General features: G+C 48.6%; 16 protein-coding genes. 4 read left to right on the top strand and 12 right to left on the bottom strand.

Annotation, left to right across the window (positions count from 1 at the left end; genetic code table 11):
* The first annotated feature begins 630 nt into the window (after positions 1-630).
* Together CFT61_RS00365 and CFT61_RS00360 are read left to right on the top strand one after the other, a co-directional pair.
* Positions 631-1,173, top strand: coding sequence for a hypothetical protein (locus tag CFT61_RS00365; protein WP_089542521.1), 543 nt, complete (start codon positions 631-633; stop codon positions 1,171-1,173).
* Between the two features lie 112 nt (positions 1,174-1,285).
* A complete protein-coding gene (locus tag CFT61_RS00360) occupies positions 1,286-2,974 on the top strand; it encodes a SulP family inorganic anion transporter (protein ID WP_089542520.1) in 1,689 nt (562 codons plus the stop codon).
* 240 nt (positions 2,975-3,214) lie between these two features.
* On the opposite strand, the gene CFT61_RS00355 is transcribed toward CFT61_RS00360, so the two are convergent.
* The 4 genes from CFT61_RS00355 to CFT61_RS00340 all read right to left on the bottom strand — a co-directional run bounded on the left by CFT61_RS00355 (position 3,215) and on the right by CFT61_RS00340 (position 7,679).
* Positions 3,215-3,946 carry an amino acid ABC transporter ATP-binding protein gene (locus tag CFT61_RS00355; protein WP_297133737.1) on the bottom strand — a complete coding sequence of 244 codons (732 nt, stop codon included), beginning with the start codon at positions 3,944-3,946 and terminating at the stop codon, positions 3,215-3,217.
* A gap of 13 nt (positions 3,947-3,959) precedes the next feature.
* Positions 3,960-5,513, bottom strand: a complete 1,554-nt coding sequence (locus CFT61_RS00350) for an ABC transporter substrate-binding protein/permease (RefSeq protein WP_089542518.1) — start codon at positions 5,511-5,513, stop codon at positions 3,960-3,962.
* 134 nt (positions 5,514-5,647) lie between these two features.
* Positions 5,648-6,856 (bottom strand): L-serine ammonia-lyase, encoded by a 1,209-nt coding sequence (locus CFT61_RS00345; protein WP_089542517.1) that lies wholly within the window; start codon positions 6,854-6,856, stop codon positions 5,648-5,650.
* Between the two features lie 55 nt (positions 6,857-6,911).
* A complete protein-coding gene (locus tag CFT61_RS00340; protein WP_089542516.1) occupies positions 6,912-7,679 on the bottom strand; it encodes a peptidylprolyl isomerase in 768 nt (255 codons plus the stop codon).
* A gap of 191 nt (positions 7,680-7,870) precedes the next feature.
* Here CFT61_RS00340 and CFT61_RS00335 point away from each other — a divergent pair, with 191 nt between their 5' ends.
* Positions 7,871-8,794 (top strand): hypothetical protein, encoded by a 924-nt coding sequence (locus tag CFT61_RS00335; protein WP_176425455.1) that lies wholly within the window; start codon positions 7,871-7,873, stop codon positions 8,792-8,794.
* A gap of 212 nt (positions 8,795-9,006) precedes the next feature.
* Here the strand turns inward: CFT61_RS00335 and CFT61_RS00330 are convergent, their stop codons facing one another.
* From CFT61_RS00330 to CFT61_RS00295, 8 genes are all read right to left on the bottom strand, one after another.
* A complete protein-coding gene (locus CFT61_RS00330) occupies positions 9,007-10,122 on the bottom strand; it encodes a UDP-N-acetyl glucosamine 2-epimerase (RefSeq protein WP_089542515.1) in 1,116 nt (371 codons plus the stop codon).
* 10 nt (positions 10,123-10,132) lie between these two features.
* Entirely contained in the window at positions 10,133-11,086 is a 954-nt protein-coding gene (locus CFT61_RS00325; protein ID WP_089542514.1) for an SPFH domain-containing protein, read from the bottom strand.
* A gap of 61 nt (positions 11,087-11,147) precedes the next feature.
* Positions 11,148-11,600 carry an NfeD family protein gene (locus CFT61_RS00320; RefSeq protein WP_089542513.1) on the bottom strand — a complete coding sequence of 151 codons (453 nt, stop codon included), beginning with the start codon at positions 11,598-11,600 and terminating at the stop codon, positions 11,148-11,150.
* A 4-nt stretch (positions 11,601-11,604) separates the two neighbouring features.
* On the bottom strand, positions 11,605-12,504 hold the full coding sequence (locus tag CFT61_RS00315; protein WP_089542512.1) for a M48 family metallopeptidase: 900 nt from the start codon (positions 12,502-12,504) through the stop codon (positions 11,605-11,607).
* A 184-nt stretch (positions 12,505-12,688) separates the two neighbouring features.
* Entirely contained in the window at positions 12,689-14,332 is a 1,644-nt protein-coding gene (locus tag CFT61_RS00310) for a Gfo/Idh/MocA family protein (protein ID WP_089542511.1), read from the bottom strand.
* A 274-nt stretch (positions 14,333-14,606) separates the two neighbouring features.
* The gene (locus CFT61_RS00305) at positions 14,607-16,118 is read right to left on the bottom strand and encodes a glycoside hydrolase family 10 protein (RefSeq protein ID WP_089542510.1); all 1,512 of its coding nucleotides are present in this window, start codon (positions 16,116-16,118) and stop codon (positions 14,607-14,609) included.
* Between the two features lie 41 nt (positions 16,119-16,159).
* The gene (locus tag CFT61_RS00300) at positions 16,160-16,810 is read right to left on the bottom strand and encodes a trimeric intracellular cation channel family protein (protein WP_089542509.1); all 651 of its coding nucleotides are present in this window, start codon (positions 16,808-16,810) and stop codon (positions 16,160-16,162) included.
* 137 nt (positions 16,811-16,947) lie between these two features.
* Positions 16,948-18,225: a replication-associated recombination protein A gene (locus CFT61_RS00295; protein ID WP_089542508.1), complete on the bottom strand. Its 1,278-nt coding sequence runs from the start codon at positions 18,223-18,225 to the stop codon at positions 16,948-16,950.
* Positions 18,226-18,383: 158 nt separating this feature from the next.
* Here CFT61_RS00295 and CFT61_RS00290 point away from each other — a divergent pair, with 158 nt between their 5' ends.
* On the top strand, positions 18,384-19,190 hold the full coding sequence (locus CFT61_RS00290; protein WP_089542507.1) for a hypothetical protein: 807 nt from the start codon (positions 18,384-18,386) through the stop codon (positions 19,188-19,190).
* Positions 19,191-19,213: the final 23 nt, after the last annotated feature.

The raw sequence follows: 19,213 nt of genomic DNA, 5'->3' as shown, positions 1-19,213 counted from the left end.
AAAGTATATAGCTCTGCTTCCCCTGAAAAGATGACTCTTCCCGGACTATAAGGGGTTGTGACATGTATCACAGCATTGAAAACCAATAGACTAACTTCCACTAATCGTCAACACTTTTATGTCTTTCTGCTGGCTGCATCACTGATACAGCGTAGCTAGGGTACTGCAACATATTATTCATATTGATTGCGCCTTAGAAAGCCATTTTATCTATTACTTAGTTCGAGATTCCTGTTGATCTCTTGTCAAGAGATACAGAATCTTCTGCAAAAGTACGAAAAATAATGTATCTGACCAAATATAATGTGTTAAAATTTTAGCGAATATTTCAGATTTTTTGCTTTGTATTCAAGGAACATCATCTAACGGAGTATTACAACTTACTATCTACTAAAGAATTAAGCATATTCCGAAATGATTCTTTGAAAAATAAAGAAAACTGGTTCATTTTTTGAATCATCTCACTGCCCCCCCCATTTCACCCATTTTTATTCATCTATCCATCAGATTACGCTGAGTTATCTCAGGGATGAACAAAGCATTAAAACTTGTAAAAATCGGGCATTATCTGAGTTTTTTGTTTTACCTTTGTACCACAATTACAGTTAGAGAGAAAAAACATTAAAGAATATGGAAAATAAAAGCAAAAGAATAGAAGAGATCTTCAAGCAGGATCTGAGTATGTACCTTACTGGCAGACAACGTGTTGACGAGCAGCTTCCGGATGCTCCAGACATCGAGGAGCAGTGGGCTAAGATAGGCGAAAGCTATCTGCCTGATGCCATGCGCGAGTTCAGCAAATACCCTACCGTGGCTCTGGGATGGATTATGTTTGTAGGCATGGCCATCGCCAAATACTGGGACGAGGACTGGGAGCTGTATGGCAAGGTAGATAATCTTTATGAATACCTCAGAGACCGCATTGATTTCGACCACATGGACGACTATATTCTCGACCAGGTTCTGCTGCTCGACGAGAACGAGCACAAGGCTACTTCTACCATCGTAGCAGAGTGTGCCGCACGCACCTATACCCTGCTCATCCATCAGGGATATGAGCCTGGTACTGAGGCTGCTTTCCGTGGTTTCATTGCAGCTTTACATCAAATGTATCTGATGGGTGCTGCCATGGAACTGAAGAGACTGGGCTATCACATGACTCAGCTGCAGTAATTAAAAAACATTAAAAAAGATTTTGTTATATGAAATAATAGTTGTACCTTTGCAGTCGATTTTCGGATAACGAAGCAAAAATCACATTAATTCATATAACAAAACTTTTTAAATGAAGGCAATAGCAATTAAGTCGAGTTTGTTTTCTTGCTTGAAGAGTTACAACAAGAAAACATTCATGTCTGACCTCATGGCAGGTATCATCGTTGGTATCGTAGCCCTGCCTCTGGCCATCGCATTCGGTATCGCTTCTGGCGTGACACCCGAGAAGGGTATCATCACAGCCATCGTAGCGGGTCTCATCATCTCCATCTTCGGCGGAAGCAAAGTGCAGATCGGCGGACCTACAGGAGCATTCATCGTCATCATCTACGGCATCATCCAGAAGTATGGATTCGAGGGATTGACCATCGCAACGCTGATGGCAGGTCTCTTCCTGGTGCTCTTCGGACTGCTCCGACTCGGTACGATCATCAAGTACATCCCTTATCCTATCGTGGTAGGTTTCACCAGCGGTATCGCCGTAACCATCTTCACCACACAGATCAAGGATCTCTTCGGTTTGACATTGGCTTCCAATCCTTCTGACTTCCTGGAGAAATGGGGTGTCTATTTCCAGAGTTTCGACACCATCGACCCTTGGTGTGCCCTCATCGGTGTGGTTAGCGTGGTGGTCATCGCCATCACTCCTAAGTTCAGCAAGAAGATTCCGGGATCGCTCATCGCCATCATTCTGATGACCGTTGTGGCGCTGCTGCTCAAGCAGTTTGCCGGCGTAGAGAGCATCGAGACCATCGGCGACCGTTTCTCTATCAGCAACGAGTTGCCTGCTGCCCAGGTTCCTGAGATGAACTGGGAGACCATCAAGAGTCTGGTATCTCCTGCCATCACCATCGCCATCCTCGGTGCCATCGAGAGTCTGCTCTCTGCTACCGTTGCCGACGGTGTCATCAGCGACCACCACGACTCTAATACTGAGTTGATTGCCCAGGGTCTGGCGAACATCGCTTCCCCACTCTTCGGCGGAATTCCTGCTACAGGTGCCATCGCCCGCACAATGACCAACATCAACAACGGCGGTAAGACTCCTGTCGCAGGTATCATCCATGCAGTGGTACTGTTGCTCATCTTCCTCTTCCTGATGCCGCTCGCCAAGTATATTCCTATGGCTTGTCTGGCAGGTGTATTGGTTGTGGTTTCCTATGGTATGAGCGGTTGGAGAAGTTTCCTGGCATTGATGAAGAATCCTAAGAGCGACGTTACCGTGCTCCTGATTACCTTCTTCCTGACCATCATCTTCGACCTGACCGTTGCCATCGAGGTGGGTCTGATCATCGCCTGTCTGCTCTTCATGAAGCGAATGAGCGAGACCACTGATGTGACGGCAGTTACTGAGGATGAGATTGATTTGAACAAGGAATATGATTTCCTCTCTACCAACCTGGAGCACTATACGATTCCTAAGGGCGTGGAGGTATATGAGATCAACGGTCCTTTCTTCTTCGGAGCAGGTAATAAATTTGAGGAAGTGATGGCAGCCTTCGGCGACCGTCCTTTGGTTCGCGTCATCCGCATGCGTAAGGTTCCATTCGTGGATTCTACCGGTATCCACAACCTCACCAACCTCTGCGAGATGAGTCAGAAGGAGGATATCCAGGTGGTTCTCTCCGGTGTCTGCGAAAAGGTAAATGCCCAGTTGGAGAAGGCGGGCTTCTACAATATGCTCGGCAAGGAGAACATCACTGATCATATCAGCAAGGCGCTGAAGCGTGCTGAAGAGATCATTGAGGCTAAAAAATAACGAACTGTACGGTTGAAACGGGCTGAAAGCCCAAAAGCTCTTAGCCCAGGGCATCGCCCTGGGTTTTAGAACAGATACAAAAAAGTCGCCCTGAAAGGGCAAAGCTTTCAATTTCAAAGCTTTTGCCCTTTCAGGGCGACTTTACTTTTTGCCAACATTACCCAGGGCGGTGCCCTGGGCTAGGAGCTTCTGCCCTTGCAGGGCGTGTGGGGCTTACTTGCGAAACTAGGAGGATAACTCCTACAGGACTTTTCCCAGGAACTCCTGGAGTCTTGGAGACTTCGGATGATTGAAGACTTCTTCAGGGGTACCATCCTCCGTGATATAGCCATCACTGAAGAAGAGCACACGATTGGCAACTTCACGGGCAAAGCCCATTTCGTGGGTTACTACCACCATCGTCATGCCTTCAGCTGCCACATCCTTCATCAACTGCAACACCTCTCCTACCATCTCCGGATCGAGCGCAGAAGTAGGTTCATCGAAAAGAAGAACCTCCGGATTCATTGCCAGGGCACGGACGATGGCTACACGCTGCTTCTGTCCGCCCGAAAGACTATCCGGGTAACTGTCTGCCTTGTCCAGCAATCCGATGCGGGAGAGAAGCTCTGTAGCCTTCTCATCCGCCTCTTCACGGGTCATCTTCCCCAACTCTACCGGTGCCAGCATGATATTGCGGCGGATGGTCATGTTCGGGAAGAGATTAAACTGCTGGAACACCATACCCACCCGCTGACGCATCTTGTTGATATCTACATCCCAGGAGGTAAGGTCTATGCCATCGATCAGAATCTTTCCCTCCGTAGGTTCCTCCAAGAGATTGATGGAACGCAGGAAGGTACTCTTGCCACAGCCCGACGGGCCAATAATGGCAACCACTTCGCCCTGCTTGACGGAAGTGGTAATGCCTTTCAGGACTTCGTTGTCGCCGAAGCGCTTGCGAAGTCCTTCTATCTTGATTATCTCGTTCATTTTATCCATTCTATTATCTTTCGCTCTTTCTCAAACGCTTTTCCAACTTTCTCACTCCGGCATTCAGTCCGAGGACGATGATGAGATACAGACAGGCAACCACACCCAACGGCATCATTGCCTCGTAGGTGATGCTGCGGATGATATCGGAACCCTTGGTAAGATCCACGAGACCGATGTAACCGCTGATGGAAGTCTCCTTGAGCAGGGTGATGAGCTCATTACCCATCGCCGGCAGCACATTCTTGAAGGCTTGTGGCAGGATGATGAGTCGCATGGTCTTGCCATAAGAAAGACCGAGACTTCTACCCGCTTCCATCTGTCCCTCATCTACCGACATGATACCCGAACGGATGACCTCGGCAATATATGCCGCAGAGTTCAAACCGAAGGCTATGACAGCTACCAGAATCTTGTTAACATCGGCTGAGGCGAAGACCACATAATAGATGATGAGCAACTGCACCATGGTAGGTGTACCACGCATGATGGTGAGATACAACTGGCAGAGCATATTCGGAATGCGCCAACCGCCACGGCGTTCGTGACGGGCACGGACAATGGCTATCAGCGTACCGAGAATCACGGAAAGGATGATGGCGAAGAAGGTGATGATGAGCGTATTGCCCAATCCCTGCAGGAGATATTCATAGCGGTTGTCATCGATGAAGCAAGACTTGAGCTTATCCAGAAATCCATGCTGTGCACCAGCTACTTCTGCATTTTCTGAATTTACCATGATGACCTGTCGCACATCGGCGTAGGAATCGGTGAATCCGATGTTCTTCTCCCGCTCCGGGGTGACGGTGATACCGGCGATACCGGCATCAGCCTTACCAGCCTGTACGGAAGTGATGATGGCATCAAACTCCATATCGAGAATCTCGACATCCACGCCCAGCACATCGCCGATGGCATTCGCCACATCTACATCGATACCCACAATCTTACCATCCTGGTAGTACTCGAATGGTTCGAAGGTGGCATTGGTGGCAAAGCGGAGACTCTTCTTCAATCCGAGCTTCTGCAGTGCTTCCGGTCCTACCTTCTTCACATCCGAAGTCTTAGGCGTATAAGCCACGGCAATACCCCGTTCCAGATGACGGTTGACGATGGAATCGATGACGCCATTCTCCTTCAGGATACGGATGGCATGATTGATGGACTGCCGCAATTCGGCATGATCCTTCGCCACACAGATGGCGAAAGAGGAGGCATCGAAGGTTTCCGGCAGAATGCGGAGAGAAGGATTCACCCGCTGGAATGCCTTGGCTGGTGCCTCATCGGTCACCATACAGTCGATCTTACCCTGGAGGAGCGCCTGAATGGCATCGGCTCCCTTGTTGTATCGTTCTACCTTGGTGCCATCTCCTTTCTTTTCCAACTCTGTGGCAAGGCCGTCGCTGGTGGTACCTAACTGTACGCCGATAACGGCGCCCTGCAAATCAGCCTTCGCCTTCAACTGCTTCTTCGCATCGGAAGAATCCGAGCCGCAGGAAGACAGAAGAAGACAGGCTGCTATTACTAAAGTACTTAAACTAAATCGTTTTAATCTGTTATAAATCATCTAATTAATAAAAAGCTTTTGCCCTTTCAGGGCGCATTGCTAACTGCTATTTTTACCCAGGGTGTTACCCTGGGCTAGGAGCTTCTGCCCTTTCAGGGCGTGCCGGGAAATCAGAGTATTCGACTTCAGGGCGATTATTCTCCTTTAAAGCCTTTTGCCAAACCGCCCTCGCTGGTTTCCTTATAGAGCGAAGGGAGATCGTGACCGGTCTGTCGCATCACCTCTACTACTCTATCGAATGATACGCTGTGATGACCATCCGAGAAGGAAGCGTAGAGATCAGCATCCAGGGCACGGGCAGCCGCAAAGGCATTGCGCTCGATGCAAGGAATCTGTACCAATCCGCAAACCGGGTCGCAGGTCATACCTAGATGATGCTCCAATCCCATTTCGGCAGCATACTCTACCTGGGCAGGACTGCCACCGAAGAGCTGGCATGCCGCAGCTGAAGCCATCGCACAGGCTACACCTACCTCACCCTGGCAACCCACATCAGCACCACTGATAGAAGCATTGTGCTTGACGATGTTACCCACCAGTCCGGCAGTAGCCAAAGCACGGAGGATGCGCTCCTCGCTCATTTCATGAGCAGTATGCATATGGTAGAGTACGGCAGGAAGTACGCCACAGGCACCACAGGTAGGAGCCGTAACGATGGTACCGCCCGATGCATTCTCCTCACTCACCGCCAGTGCATAGGAATAAATCAGTCCGCGGCTCTGCAAGGAAGCACGATAGCCCTTTGCCTTGATATGATAGACAGCAGCCTTGCGCTGGAGTTTCAGCGGTCCAGGCAAGACCCCCTCATGACTGAGACCATTGTGGATAGACTGCTTCATGGTATCCCAGACCTTACGGAGATAATCCCAGATATCCTTATCCTCGCATTTCTCCACGTATTCCCAGAAAGAGCGGCCGTTGTCGTAGCACCATTTCTGGATTTCTGCCATCGTCTTCAGGTCATAGACATCTTCAGCGCCCAACTCCGACTGTCCATCAGAACCATCCGAGATGGCACCGCCACCGATACTATAAACAATCCACTCATCAATCACGTCGCCATTCAGGTCCTTGCCCACAAACTTCATTCCGTTAGGATGGAAAGGCAGGAAGACCTGAGGCTTCCAGATGATATGAACAATATGCTTCTTGAGCACTTCCTCGATAGCCACATCGGTCATATGCCCCTTGCCGGTAGCAGCCAGGGCACCATACAATGTAACTTCGTAGGACGAAGCATTAGCACAACGCTCCAGGAAGAGCTTAGCTGCGCGCTGAGGTCCCATCGTATGACTGCTCGATGGTCCCTTGCCAATTCGGTATAACTCCTTTAAAGATTTCATTTTTCCCGTATTATAATGTTATTGTTTTCATTTTAGGTATTTTCCCCTTGCTGGTCTATTTCACCTGAGTGGCTCTGGTGATGACGATGTCTTCCAGCGGGCGGTCATTGTTGTCCTTGTTGGTAGCCACATTCTGGATCTTATCTACCACATCCATACCTTCCAGCACCTCGCCGAACACGGTATATCCATTGTCCAGATGAGGCACGCCACCATGCTTGATGTAACCCTGCTGCAACTGCTCGGATGGCAGAGCGTAGGATTTCGCACCCTCTCTCTTCTCCTTCTCTACATAGTATTCCATCTGTCGGGGTGAGAAGTTTCTGCCCCAGGTGATATAGAAATCGGTAGAGGCTGATGCCTTGGTTGGATTCTCATCATCCCCCTCACGGGCTGCACAGAGCTGACCGCGCTTGTGGTAATATTTAGGATAGATGATTTCGGCTGGTACCGTATAGTTGACATCAAACTTCTCCACCTTTCCGGGAGTAACCTTGCGACAAGAGTAATCACCACCCTGGATCATGAAGTTCTTGATGACACGCTGAAAGATACAGCCGTTGTAATATCCGCTGTTCACGAGCTTGAGGAAGTTGTCGCGGTGATGCGGTGTATCGTTATAAAGAGCCACACGGATATTGCCCATCGTGGTTTCCAGCAGTACCTCGTGGCAGGTGGTATCACGAGGTGTCTCCCAAGGGAGCAACTCATTGTCGAATGCCGGACGGGCAGTCTGCTGAGTAGGCTGAGTCTGTTCCTGCGCCATTGCCTGAGGAGCAAAAGCAGCCAGCAAAAGGGCAGATATCGTTATTATCTTTTTCATTTTCTTAATACTTAAATCTGTTTTTTATGTTATTGATTGCAAAGATAATGATTTTATTCTAAAAAGTTATGCTTTTCTCAAACTTTCTTTATATCTTTGCGTGCAAAATGACAGAAACGGGCAAAATGATGCTCAAAAATTGGTGAATAACATAAAAAGCTTCGAAAATGAGGCTACATAAACGATTTGATATGATGACAACAAAAAGATTATATCTTCTTCTCCTGGGCTTCGCACTGACAGGAATGAAAGCCCAGGCACAGCACGTGAGCTTCGGACCTCTGCACAGTCAGGATAGTCCGAGGGAAGACTGGCTGTTGCCAGGCGATACGGTATATCAGGACGGGAAAACCGTGGTATATGGCGGAAAACCGGTGAAGAATACCTACACCCCTATCCGGCATATCGATTCCAACAGTGACGAACTCTACAAGATGGGCAGTTATCTGAAGAATCCTCAGGATAGTGATTATTATAACAATCCGATCTCCAATCTGGTCAATTCTGGAGGATTGGGAAACAGCTATGACTATTGGGGAAATGACTGGGGCAAATATGGCTGGAACCGATATGGCTGGGGACTCCATAAGGGACTGAACCTCTCGGTAGATCTTTCCGTCTTCGCCACTTTCGGCAAGCATGCGCCACACTGGGGCGGTTTTACCCAGACCATCAATGCCACGTATCTCACGCCGCTCACCAAGGACAACAAGCTGTGGATGGCTTTAGGTACCTATCTCAACAACATCAATTACGGAGGCGATAATTTCCGGGATGGTGGTGTGTATGGCATTCTGGGCTATCAGTTTAATGAGCACTGGGAGGCATACGTATATGGACAGGTAAGTGTAGCCAATAACTACAATTCCATCTACAACCGTTATGCCGGATATGGTCCATACGGATATGGCAGATATGGTATGTATCCCGGCATCTGGGGAATGGGCGTGATGCCTGGAGGATATGGCATGGGTGCTGCCGGTGCCAATGTGTTAGGTGCCGGAGTCAGATACACCAACAAGAACTTCTCCATCGGAGTAAGCGTAGAAGGAAACTGGTATAACACCCCAAAGACTCCTACCTATTACAAACAGTATGATTATCCGGTGAAATAAACGAAAGCCCCACACGGGCTGAAAGCCCAGAAGCTCCTAGCCCAGGGCAACACCCTGGGTTTACAACGTATATAGCAAAATCGCCCTGTAAGGGCAAAAGCTTCTCAGACACAAAGCTTTTGCCCTTACAGGGCGACAAACTTGCGCTCATGATTACCCAGGGTGTTGCCCTGGGCTAGGAGCTTCTGCCCTTTCAGGGCGTCTGGATTTACTTATTCCCCACAAATAATCTGAACGATGCGTTCTGCAGACCGTCCATCCCATCTATCAGGAATACCACCCTTCTTCCATTCACCCTTCACAATCTTCTCCATAGCCTGCTGAAGCTTCTCCGGATCTTCAGCAACGAGCTCGTTGGTTCCTACGGTTACGGTTTCCTGATGCTCGGTATAACTGTTCAGGGTGATGCATGGTACTCCATTGAAGGTAGCCTCTTCTGCCACATTACCCGAATCGGTGATTACACCCATGGCGTGGGCTGAGAGATAAGAGAAATCGAGATAACCCTGAGGCTGTACAACCATGATACCTGACTGATGGTCAGCCACATCCTGGTAAGCCTTGAAGGCAAGCACGAATCCCAATGCCTTGCCACGCAAAGGAGCCAGAACCTTGATGCCTGCCTGTCGAGCCACACCGTCGATCGTCGAAATCAAGGTCTTCATCTCATCGATATTGTTGACGATGGCCTTGCGGTTCAAGGTAAGCACCATATACTTGCCATCCTCCAGATGCTGTTCGTCCATCACCTGAGGGCGCTTCATACGCTGCTGCAGGAACCGGATGTTATCAATGAGTACATTACCCACCATATAGACCTTAGAGAGTTCGGCACCCTCCTTGTTGGCGATACTGTTGTTGGAGATACCTGCGGTGAAGAGAATATCAGAGAGTCCATCAATCACCAGACGGTTGATTTCCTTCGGCATCGTGATATCGAAGCTACGGGTACCTGCTGCGATGTGAGCCAACTGAACGCCCTGCTTCTTGGTGACGATAGCCACAGCCATGGTAGAAGCCAGATCATCCACCACAATCACCACATCCGTAGGATTCTGCTGGAGATAGCGCTCAAACTGTGCCATCACCATACCGGTCAGCTCATTCATATTCTCACATTCCACGCCCAGATAAACATCCGGCTTGCGGATACCCAAGTCAGAGAAAAGAGAATCTTCAAGGGTCTCATCGTCTTCACGACCGGTATAGACCAGCTTGCACTCCATCTCCCCGCCCGCATTCCGGGCATTCTCTATCGCTCTCATCACAGGAGCCACCTTGATGAAGTTAGGTCTCGCTCCAGCAACAATACAAATTTTCTTACTCATATTTTTTAGTTTACTTACTGTTAAACAAATCCTTGATGCCACCGATGGATCCCAGGAGGTTGGTAGCCTCGTATGGCAGATAAACCACCTTATTATCCTTACCCTGAGCCACTTCCTGCATCATGGTAATGTATTTCTGTGCCAGCAGATAGTTGGCAGGATTGGTACTCTGTCCTACGGCTTCGGTAATCTTCTGGATGGCGATGGCCTCAGCCTCAGCCTTGCGGATGCGGGCGGTAGCCTCACCTTCAGCTCTCAGAATTGCCTGCTGCTTGGCAGCCTCAGCCTTGTTGACAATCGCCGCCTTTTCACCTTCGGAGAGCAGACGCTGCTTCTCCTTCTCACCTTCTGAAGTAAGGATGGTAGCTCGCTTGTTACGCTCTGCCTGCATCTGCTTCTCCATCGCCTGGAGCACACTCTCAGGAGGAGTGATATCCTGCAACTCTACACGGTTTACCTTGATTCCCCACTTGTTGGTGGCATCGTCGAGCACCGCACGGAGCTTGGTGTTGATGGTGTCACGGGAGGTAAGTGTCTGGTCGAGCTCCATCTCACCGATGATGTTACGCAGGGTAGTCTGAGTCAACTTCTCTATCGCATTAGGCAGATTGTTGATTTCATAAACACTCTTGAAAGGATCTACAATCTGGAAATAAAGCAGTGCATTGATCTGCATCTGAATATTATCCTTGGTAATCACATTCTGACGGTCGAAATCATAAACCTGTTCACGAAGGTCGATGCTGCTGGTATAAGTATAGCTTCCTCTACGCATCGCCACGATGGTCTTGGCCTGGTCGATGAAAGGAATGATAATGTTGATACCTGGCTTCAGGGTAGCATAATAGCGACCCAACCGCTCGATGATTCTGGTCTCACTCTGAGGAATGATCACGATGGTTTTCTTTACCACTACCAGTGCAAGCAGCACTAGAGCAATCAATACATAAAGTCCTATTTCCATGATGTTTACTATATTAAGTGAATACTACTGAACTGACACTTTTTCTGAAATATGAAAGAAGCTAGCACTTCTCTACCTGGAGAATGATAGACTGGTGACCCATCACTCTTACACGGGTGCCCTTGGCGATATCACCAGCAGCGCCCGGAGCTTCTGCCTTCCAGTCATCACCATCGAGCTTCACTCTTCCATACCCACCGGCAACGATGGTTTCACTCACCTCGCCTATCTGTCCGGCAAGGGCATCGGAATTACTCTCCCGATGATCGGCTCCCCTATGGATAGCCTTTACCAGATGCGGACGGATCAACAGGATACTGAGTACGGAACATACCGCCCAGACCACTACCTGAACCCAGAACGGAGCATCCATCACAGCCACTGGTATGCTGATGAGCGCACCGATGGCAAAACAAGTCACGTAGAAGTCGCCGGAAGACAACTCCAGGATGAGGCAGATGAACATGATGACTGTCCAAAATAGCCAGAGGTTTTGAGAGATATATTCCATCATATCGTTATTTTTTAGTTGATTTCTTCATCAGCGAGCTAGCCTTGATGGTCTTGACGCCCGTTTTCTTAGTAGTAGATACGGAAGTCTTTCCCTGAGGCTTGTAATACTTCAGCGCAGTAGGCATCGCCGCCTTCAAGGCAGCAATACGCTTGGCATCGGAAGGGTGATCGCTGAAAATATCACTCTTGCCCTGATTGCCCGAAGCCTCAGCCATACGTTCCCAGAAAGGTATAGCCTGCTGAGGATCGTAGCCTGCCATCGCAGCAAAGATCAGGCCCATATAGTCGGCTTCTGTTTCGTTTTCACGCGAATACTTCAGATTGCGGAAGGAGAAATACTGTCCGGCTACGGCACCCGCCAGATCTCCCACTCCATTACCTACAGCCTGATTCAGCACACCGCTCAGAATGCTGGTACCTACCTGCTGGTTCTGAGCCTTGGAAAGCTGCTCGGCACTATGCTTAGCCACAGCGTGTGCTATCTCATGACCCAGTACGATGGCAAGCGAGTTATCGCTGGAAGCCACTGGGAGCAAGCCCTCATATACCACAATCTTTCCGCCAGGCATACAGAAGGCATTCACACTGTTGTCCTGAACGAGGTTGAATTCCCAGGAATAGTTCTGCAGATCATTGGCGTATCCGTTCTCCTTGAGATAAGTTTCCACGGCAGCAGCCAGTCGCTTTCCTACTCTTACCACCTGCGCAGTCTTCGCTGCATTGGTAGATTTCTTAGCCGAAGCCATGTACTTGGTATATTCCTGATTAGACAAGCTCAACACCTGTGCATCTGAGACAGAGATGCGATGGGTGCGACCCGTAAGAGGCACCTTCTGCGTTGTACCGCAAGATGCAAGCATCATGGCAGCCAACATACTAAAAACTAAAACCTTAATCCGTTTCATTTTCTATCTTCTCTTAAGTTATATATTCTATTTGCAAGAAATACTTATCTTATGATTTGCAAATATACATCAAATACACGAAACGACCAAGTTTTTCCGAGAATTTAACAAAAAATTAATCCCGGCTCCGAGATTCATCGTTAGAATCTCAGAGCCGGGATTGATTTTTTATGGGGAGTTGATATTACTTCTTTGCATTCATTGCCTTCTTGGCAGCAGCTACAGCCTTGTTGTACTTAGCAGTAGCCGACTTCAAAGCCTTGGCATTATTAGCCTTCTTGGCAGCAGCTACAGCATCATAAAGGTTCCACAACTTGAACTTAGCAGTAGCCTCCTTCTGTGACTTGGTATAAGCAGCAGCGGCAGCCTCTGTAGCAGCCTCAGCCTCAGGAGAAGCATATTGATGCTTGTAACCATCCTGCTTGTTCCAGAAACCACGGGTGAAGTCTGGGAAGGTAACGGCAGCGCTGTTGTTGTCCATAGAAAGAGCACCCAACTCAGCCAAAGAACACCACTCTGCCAAATCATAAACATCCATATCCAATGGCAAACCATTCTGCAAGCAGTAAACCAGACGAGAGTCCATAATGAAGTCCATACCACCATGACCCATCTGACGGCCCAGTTCACCATACTTCTTCAAGATAGGGTGATAATACTTCTTGATCAAAGCTTCCTTCTGCTCCTTGTTCATGAAACCATGAGCATTGAGGTTATCCATCTGAGGAGCACCTATACCCTTGAGCGCCTCGCCAGAGAGTGCAAACTCCTCTGTAGGATACTTGGTAGCATAACCCTTGGTACCAGTGAGCTTGAACAGACGGTTGTATGGCTGAGGAGTCATCACGTTGTGCTGAATCTCCACCACCTTACCTTTGGCTGTACGCATCAAGGTAGTAGTATGGTCACCATTGCGGAACTCCTTGCACTCCTTGCCGCTCTTGTTCTTCACCCAGTCCTTACCCACGAAAGACTCTGTATCCATGGCAACGAGCGTTGTGAAGCGGTCGCCACGGTGAATATTCAGGCACTGAGCAACAGGACCCAAGCCGTGAGTAGGATAAACATCACCACGGTTTTCCATGTTATACTTCATACGCCAGTGGAGGTTGTCCTTGTCATTGTCAGCCGGATCCTTCCAGTAAGCATCCCAGAAGTCCTCGAGACAGTGGATATAAGCACCCTCAGCACGGATGATGTCACCGAAAACGCCATCCTGAGCCATAGCCAGCGCATTCATCTCATAGTAGTCGTAGCAGCAGTTCTCCAAGATGAAGCAATGCTTGCGAGTCTGCTCGCTCAAGTTGATCAGGCTCCAGCACTGATCCAGATTCATGGCACTAGGAACCTCGATGGCTGTATGCTTGCCATTCTCCATCGCAAACTTGGCAACTGGGAAATGGTGATTCCAGTCGGCTGCGATATAAACCAGGTCGATGTCAGAACGCTTGCACAAAGCCTCATAACCCTTCTCACCGCTATAGATGTCAGCAGGCTTCAAGCCCTGCTTGCGCAAGTACTCCTGTGATTTCTCTGCACGAGCCTCCTCGTAATCGCACAAGGCAACGATCTCTACACCTGGAATGTGGCAGAAACGCATTACTGCCCAAGGACCACGCATACCGAGACCGACAAAGCCCACACGTACTGTCTTCAACTTAGGAGCCGTCAATCCCAAAACATTCTGCTGTCCTGCAGGACGCTCTGGTGTCTCCACAACGATTGTACCCTTGTCCCAATGCCACTTGGTGCCTGGAGACAAAGACTGAGCACTAGCCGACAAAGAAAATGCCGCCAAGGCTGCCATTAAAAAACTCTTAATTTTCATCCCTAAAGTTAGCAACACTTACTGTTAGTAATAATTAATTAGGTTCTGATCAACATCTAGTTTTCTCAGCAATTCTCTCAAATCAGCACTCCATTCATCTTAGTGTTGCATTAGAAAACAAATGGAACGCTGAAATGACTCTGCAAAAGTACAAATAAAATTTGAGATACTGAATCTTTTTAGTGTTTTTTTATGGATAAAGGTACAATTCCAGGCTTTTAACAAGAAAAACCGCTCTGAATCAGAATGACAGAAACAAGAAAAACCGCTTCGCCTAAAGCGAAACGGTTTTCTTCTTAGCCTTACTCTCATTACCTACGCGATCGAGTGCAGTAACGACATAGGTATATTTCTGATCCTTTACGTATGGTATCGGATAGGTAGTATCGTAAACAACAGCCTGGAGAGCGGAGACATCATTGAGATTCACAGGCGCTCCCTTTTCAAAACGGTAGATGGCAAAACGGTTGGCTACATCGCCCCATTTCTTCTTCTTTGCCTTTGGAGCCTTCCAGGTAAGCAGTGGTCCCTTCTCTGTCCACTCCATCTTCAGACTCTTCACACCCTTTGGCGCCTTATCGTCGAGGAACGGCATCAATGGAGGAAGCGAAGGATATTTCCAGTAATAATCGCGCAGAGTATGTCCGATGTTGCCAACATTGTCTGCTGCAGTCTTGGCATACCAGAGCACAGTGCCCTGTACATTATTCATCTGCTGGTGAAGGCGATGCTTGGCTGGCAGCTGATGACTCTTCGGATTTGTAGGATCGGCAAACTTCGCCGTACGCTCGATATCCTCACCTATATAAAGAGGACGGTTGCCAGCATACTTGTTCCACCACTGGATGAGGGTCTTGTAATCTGCCGCCTTGTTACCTATCTCCCAATAGATCTGAGGCACACAGTAATCGATGAAGCCATTGTTTACCCAGAGGAGAACATCTGCATAGAGATCATCATAGTTCTGAAGACCGAAAGTCTGAGATCCGATCGGAGAGTTTTTCCGGTTGCGATAGATACCGAAAGGAGAAACGCCGAACTTCACCCAAGGCTTGACACGATGGATGGTTTCACCCAACTGCTTGACGAACCGGCTCACATTATCTCTTCTCCAATCGCCGATATTACGGAATCCACGAGGATTGGCTGCATACATCTGCTGATCAGGAATCTGCTTGCCAGCTACCGGATAAGGATAGAAGTAGTCGTCGATATGAAAACCATCGATATCATAACGGCTCACGATATCAGCAGCCACCTGACAGGTATAATCTGCAGCCTCCTGAAGTGCCGGATTGAGAAGCACGAGATTATCATAGTTGAAACAGAGGTTCGGATGCTTCTTCACCACGCTCTGGGATGATACCTGGGAGAACGAGGTAGAACCATGCTTGGCACGATAAGGATTGATCCAGGCATGAATCTCCATTCCACGCTGATGACACTGCTCAACCATCCACTCCAGCGGATCCCAATAAGGCGATGGAGCCTTGCCCTGGACACCGGTGAGGAACTTGCTCCAAGGTTCAAGATCACTCTGATAAAGGGCATCACATTCGGCACGTACCTGGAAGATGATGGCATTCACGCCATCCTTCTGCAATTCGTCAAGTTGCTTGGTGAGCATCGACTGGATCTGCTGGGTTGATTTACCCAAATACTGTCCGTTGACACACTGGATCCAGGCGCCACGGAATTCACGTTTGTTCTGTGCCATCAGGGATGAAGTCTGAAACATCAGCATCATCGCCAAAATCAACATTCCTAAGATTTTCTCTCTTCTCATTAATTAGTGTTTATCGTTTAATGTTATTGTTTCATTCTAAATTATTCTTTCTTATCCTCCTCATCACGCAGCGTAGGCAGCGAGATATGGTATTTCACGGCGAGCAGGCGGATGATGCAGACGGTGAGGAAGGAGGCAATCACTGTAACATAGAGGCTCAAGCCCAGATAGCTGAATGCCCAGTAAACCAGACCGCCCAACACACAAGCCATTGCATAGATCTCCTTGCGGAAGATAACCGGTTCCTCGTTGAGAAGCACATCGCGGATCACTCCCCCAAAGGAGCCCGTGATACATCCCATAATGATAGCTACCCAGAATGGGAAACCACAATCGAGGGTCTTCTGGATTCCGGCGATATTAAAAAGCGCCAAACCGAGGGTATCGAAAAGAAACCAGGTATTGTCCAGACGCTTCAGATAATGATGGCACACAATTACCACCAGTTGGGCCAAGAACGTAAACAGAAGATAGATAGGACTCGACATCCAGAAAGGATTCAAGCCCAGCATCACGTCGCGGATGGTTCCGCCTCCGATAGCTACAGCCACACCACACACAAATCCGCCCAGCCAATCATAATGCTTGCTGGCGGCAAGTCTGATGCCCGAAAGGGCAAATGCAAAGGTTCCAATGAACTCGATGACGCTCTGGAGTGTCATCACTAGTTCCGGGTCTTGATGAATAGTCATTTTCTCGTAATAAATTATTTGATGTGGGGGATTTCAAATCCCCCGGTTTTAAAAGGTCGAACATTTTTTAACGACGGATTGCAAATCCGTCGGAACGGCTACCCCCAACAGGTAAGATTGCAAATCCGTCGGAACGCCTAGCAGTTCTTGAATCTTTCTCCCCAGCAGGTAACCATCCAGTTATAGAGTCGTTCTTCTGAAGGAGAATGCTGCGGATGCCAGAATCTGGCGTCTTTCAGCTCATCAGGTAGATATTGCTGTTCGGTGAAATGTCCCGGATAATCGTGAGGATATTTATAGCCATCATGATAGCCCAGGTCTTTCATCAGTTTGGTAGGTGCATTGCGGATATGCAGCGGCACAGGCAGATTACCGGTCTGCTTCACCGTGGCAATGGCGTCATTGATTCCCAGATATGCACTGTTGCTCTTCGGACTGGTAGCCAGATACACCACCGCTTCGGCAAGTGCAATCCTTGCCTCAGGCCAGCCTATCTTCATCACCGTATCGAAGGCTGCATTCGCCAGCAGGAGCGCATTCGGATTCGCCAGCCCCACATCCTCGCTTGCACTGATCACCACTCTCCGGGCGATAAACTGCGGATCTTCGCCGCCCTCTATCATACGCGCCATCCAGTAGAGCGCCGCATCAGGGTCACTGCCTCGAATACTCTTGATGAAGGCAGAGATGATGTCATAATGCATCTCGCCCTGCTTATCATAAGCCAGCGGATTCTGCTGCAACTGTTCCTCTACCATCTTATCGGTGATAACCACTTCATCGCTGCCTGCAGATTCCACCACCAGTTCCAGGATATTGAGCAGTTTCCGGGCATCACCGCCACTGAAGCGGAGCATGGCAGCGGTTTCCTTCAACTCTATCTTCTTCTGCTTGAGTTCCACATCCTCGGTGATGGCACGCTGCAGGAGCCCCTCCAGGTCTTCCTTCTCCAACGGTTTGAGCACATAGAGCTGGCAACGGGAAAGGAGCGGACGGATCACCTCGAAAGAGGGATTTTCCGTGGTAGCACCAATCAGGGTGACAATACCCTTCTCCACCGCCCCCAGCAGAGAGTCCTGCTGACTCTTGGAGAAGCGATGAATCTCATCAATAAACAAGATAGGAGAAGCAGAATTGAAGAATCTGCCACTCTTCGCTCTCTCTATCACCTCGCGCACATCCTTTACGCCACTGGTAACGGCAGAAAGGGTGTAGAAAGGGACCTTCAGGGTTTGGGCTACTATCTGCGCCAAAGTAGTCTTGCCCACTCCCGGAGGTCCCCAGAGAATAAAAGAGGATATGCGCCCTGCGTCTATCATCTTGCGCAGCACGGCACCCTCGCCTACCAGATGCTTCTGTCCGACATAATCGGCGAGCGAGCGAGGTCTCATTCTTTCAGCTAATGGTTCACTCATATCAATTATTTTTTCGCCACAAAGGTAATGAAAAAAAACGAAACACGCATAAGTTTTTAGGATAAAAGAAAAAAAATGCATAAAAGCAAAAAAATAAGCTCGAAAATTTGGATATATAAAAAGAAGTACTTACTTTTGCAATCAAAATACGTACAACAATGAAAAATGAAAAAAATATCACCCTCAAGACATTGACCAAGAGCAGTGTCTGGGATCTCCAGGAGAATGATGTTTTCCGTCTCTGGGAAGCTGCCGAGAAAGACAACGACCTGAAGGACAATCAGCGTAGATACCTCGACATCATTCGTAGTGCTTTCGAGATTGAGCCAGTCAAGATTGACCGTACTGAAGTGCTCGATAAGTTGATAGACCGTGGCTTCAAGATCGGTACCTTCCGTATCGACGACAAGAACGAGAAGTATGCCATCAAGAAGCGTCCTATCATGCGTGTGACTGACCTCACCTATGAGAACATCGGCCATATAACTGCTACCAAGCTCATCGAAGTGCTGGAGCGTAACTTTGGCGGTGGCTGGGATAGTCTGTCTCAGAGCATCAAGGACATCATCGAGAGCGGTTTCGACATCAGTACCACTACCCTTCCAAAGGACCGCCTCAAGAAACCAGGTGGTCTCTACGAGAAGAAGATTGCTGATGACTACGAAGTACTCGTAGTACCAAAGGGCACCTGGGTAGAGGCTATCTTTGCCAAGGAGAAGCCAAAGCAGGAGAAGATCCGCATGAAGTTTATGGATGAAGACATGGACCGCGACGAAGACCTGCTGGACCGTGACGAAGACGATGAGGATGCACCAGAGATTGAGGATCACTACAATGATCCAGATGAGGACGATGATGCATTCGATGACGACAAGCTCACCGAGGAAAGCTACCGTACTACCTTCGAGGATCCAGAGAACCTGGGACTCGATGACGCAGAAGACGTAGCTGATGACGATTATTAAAATATACATTATTATATAATAAG

Source organism: Segatella copri, from assembly GCF_002224675.1.
Lineage (GTDB): Bacteria > Bacteroidota > Bacteroidia > Bacteroidales > Bacteroidaceae > Prevotella > Prevotella copri_U.
This window is presented reverse-complemented; position numbering and strand designations above follow the sequence as displayed.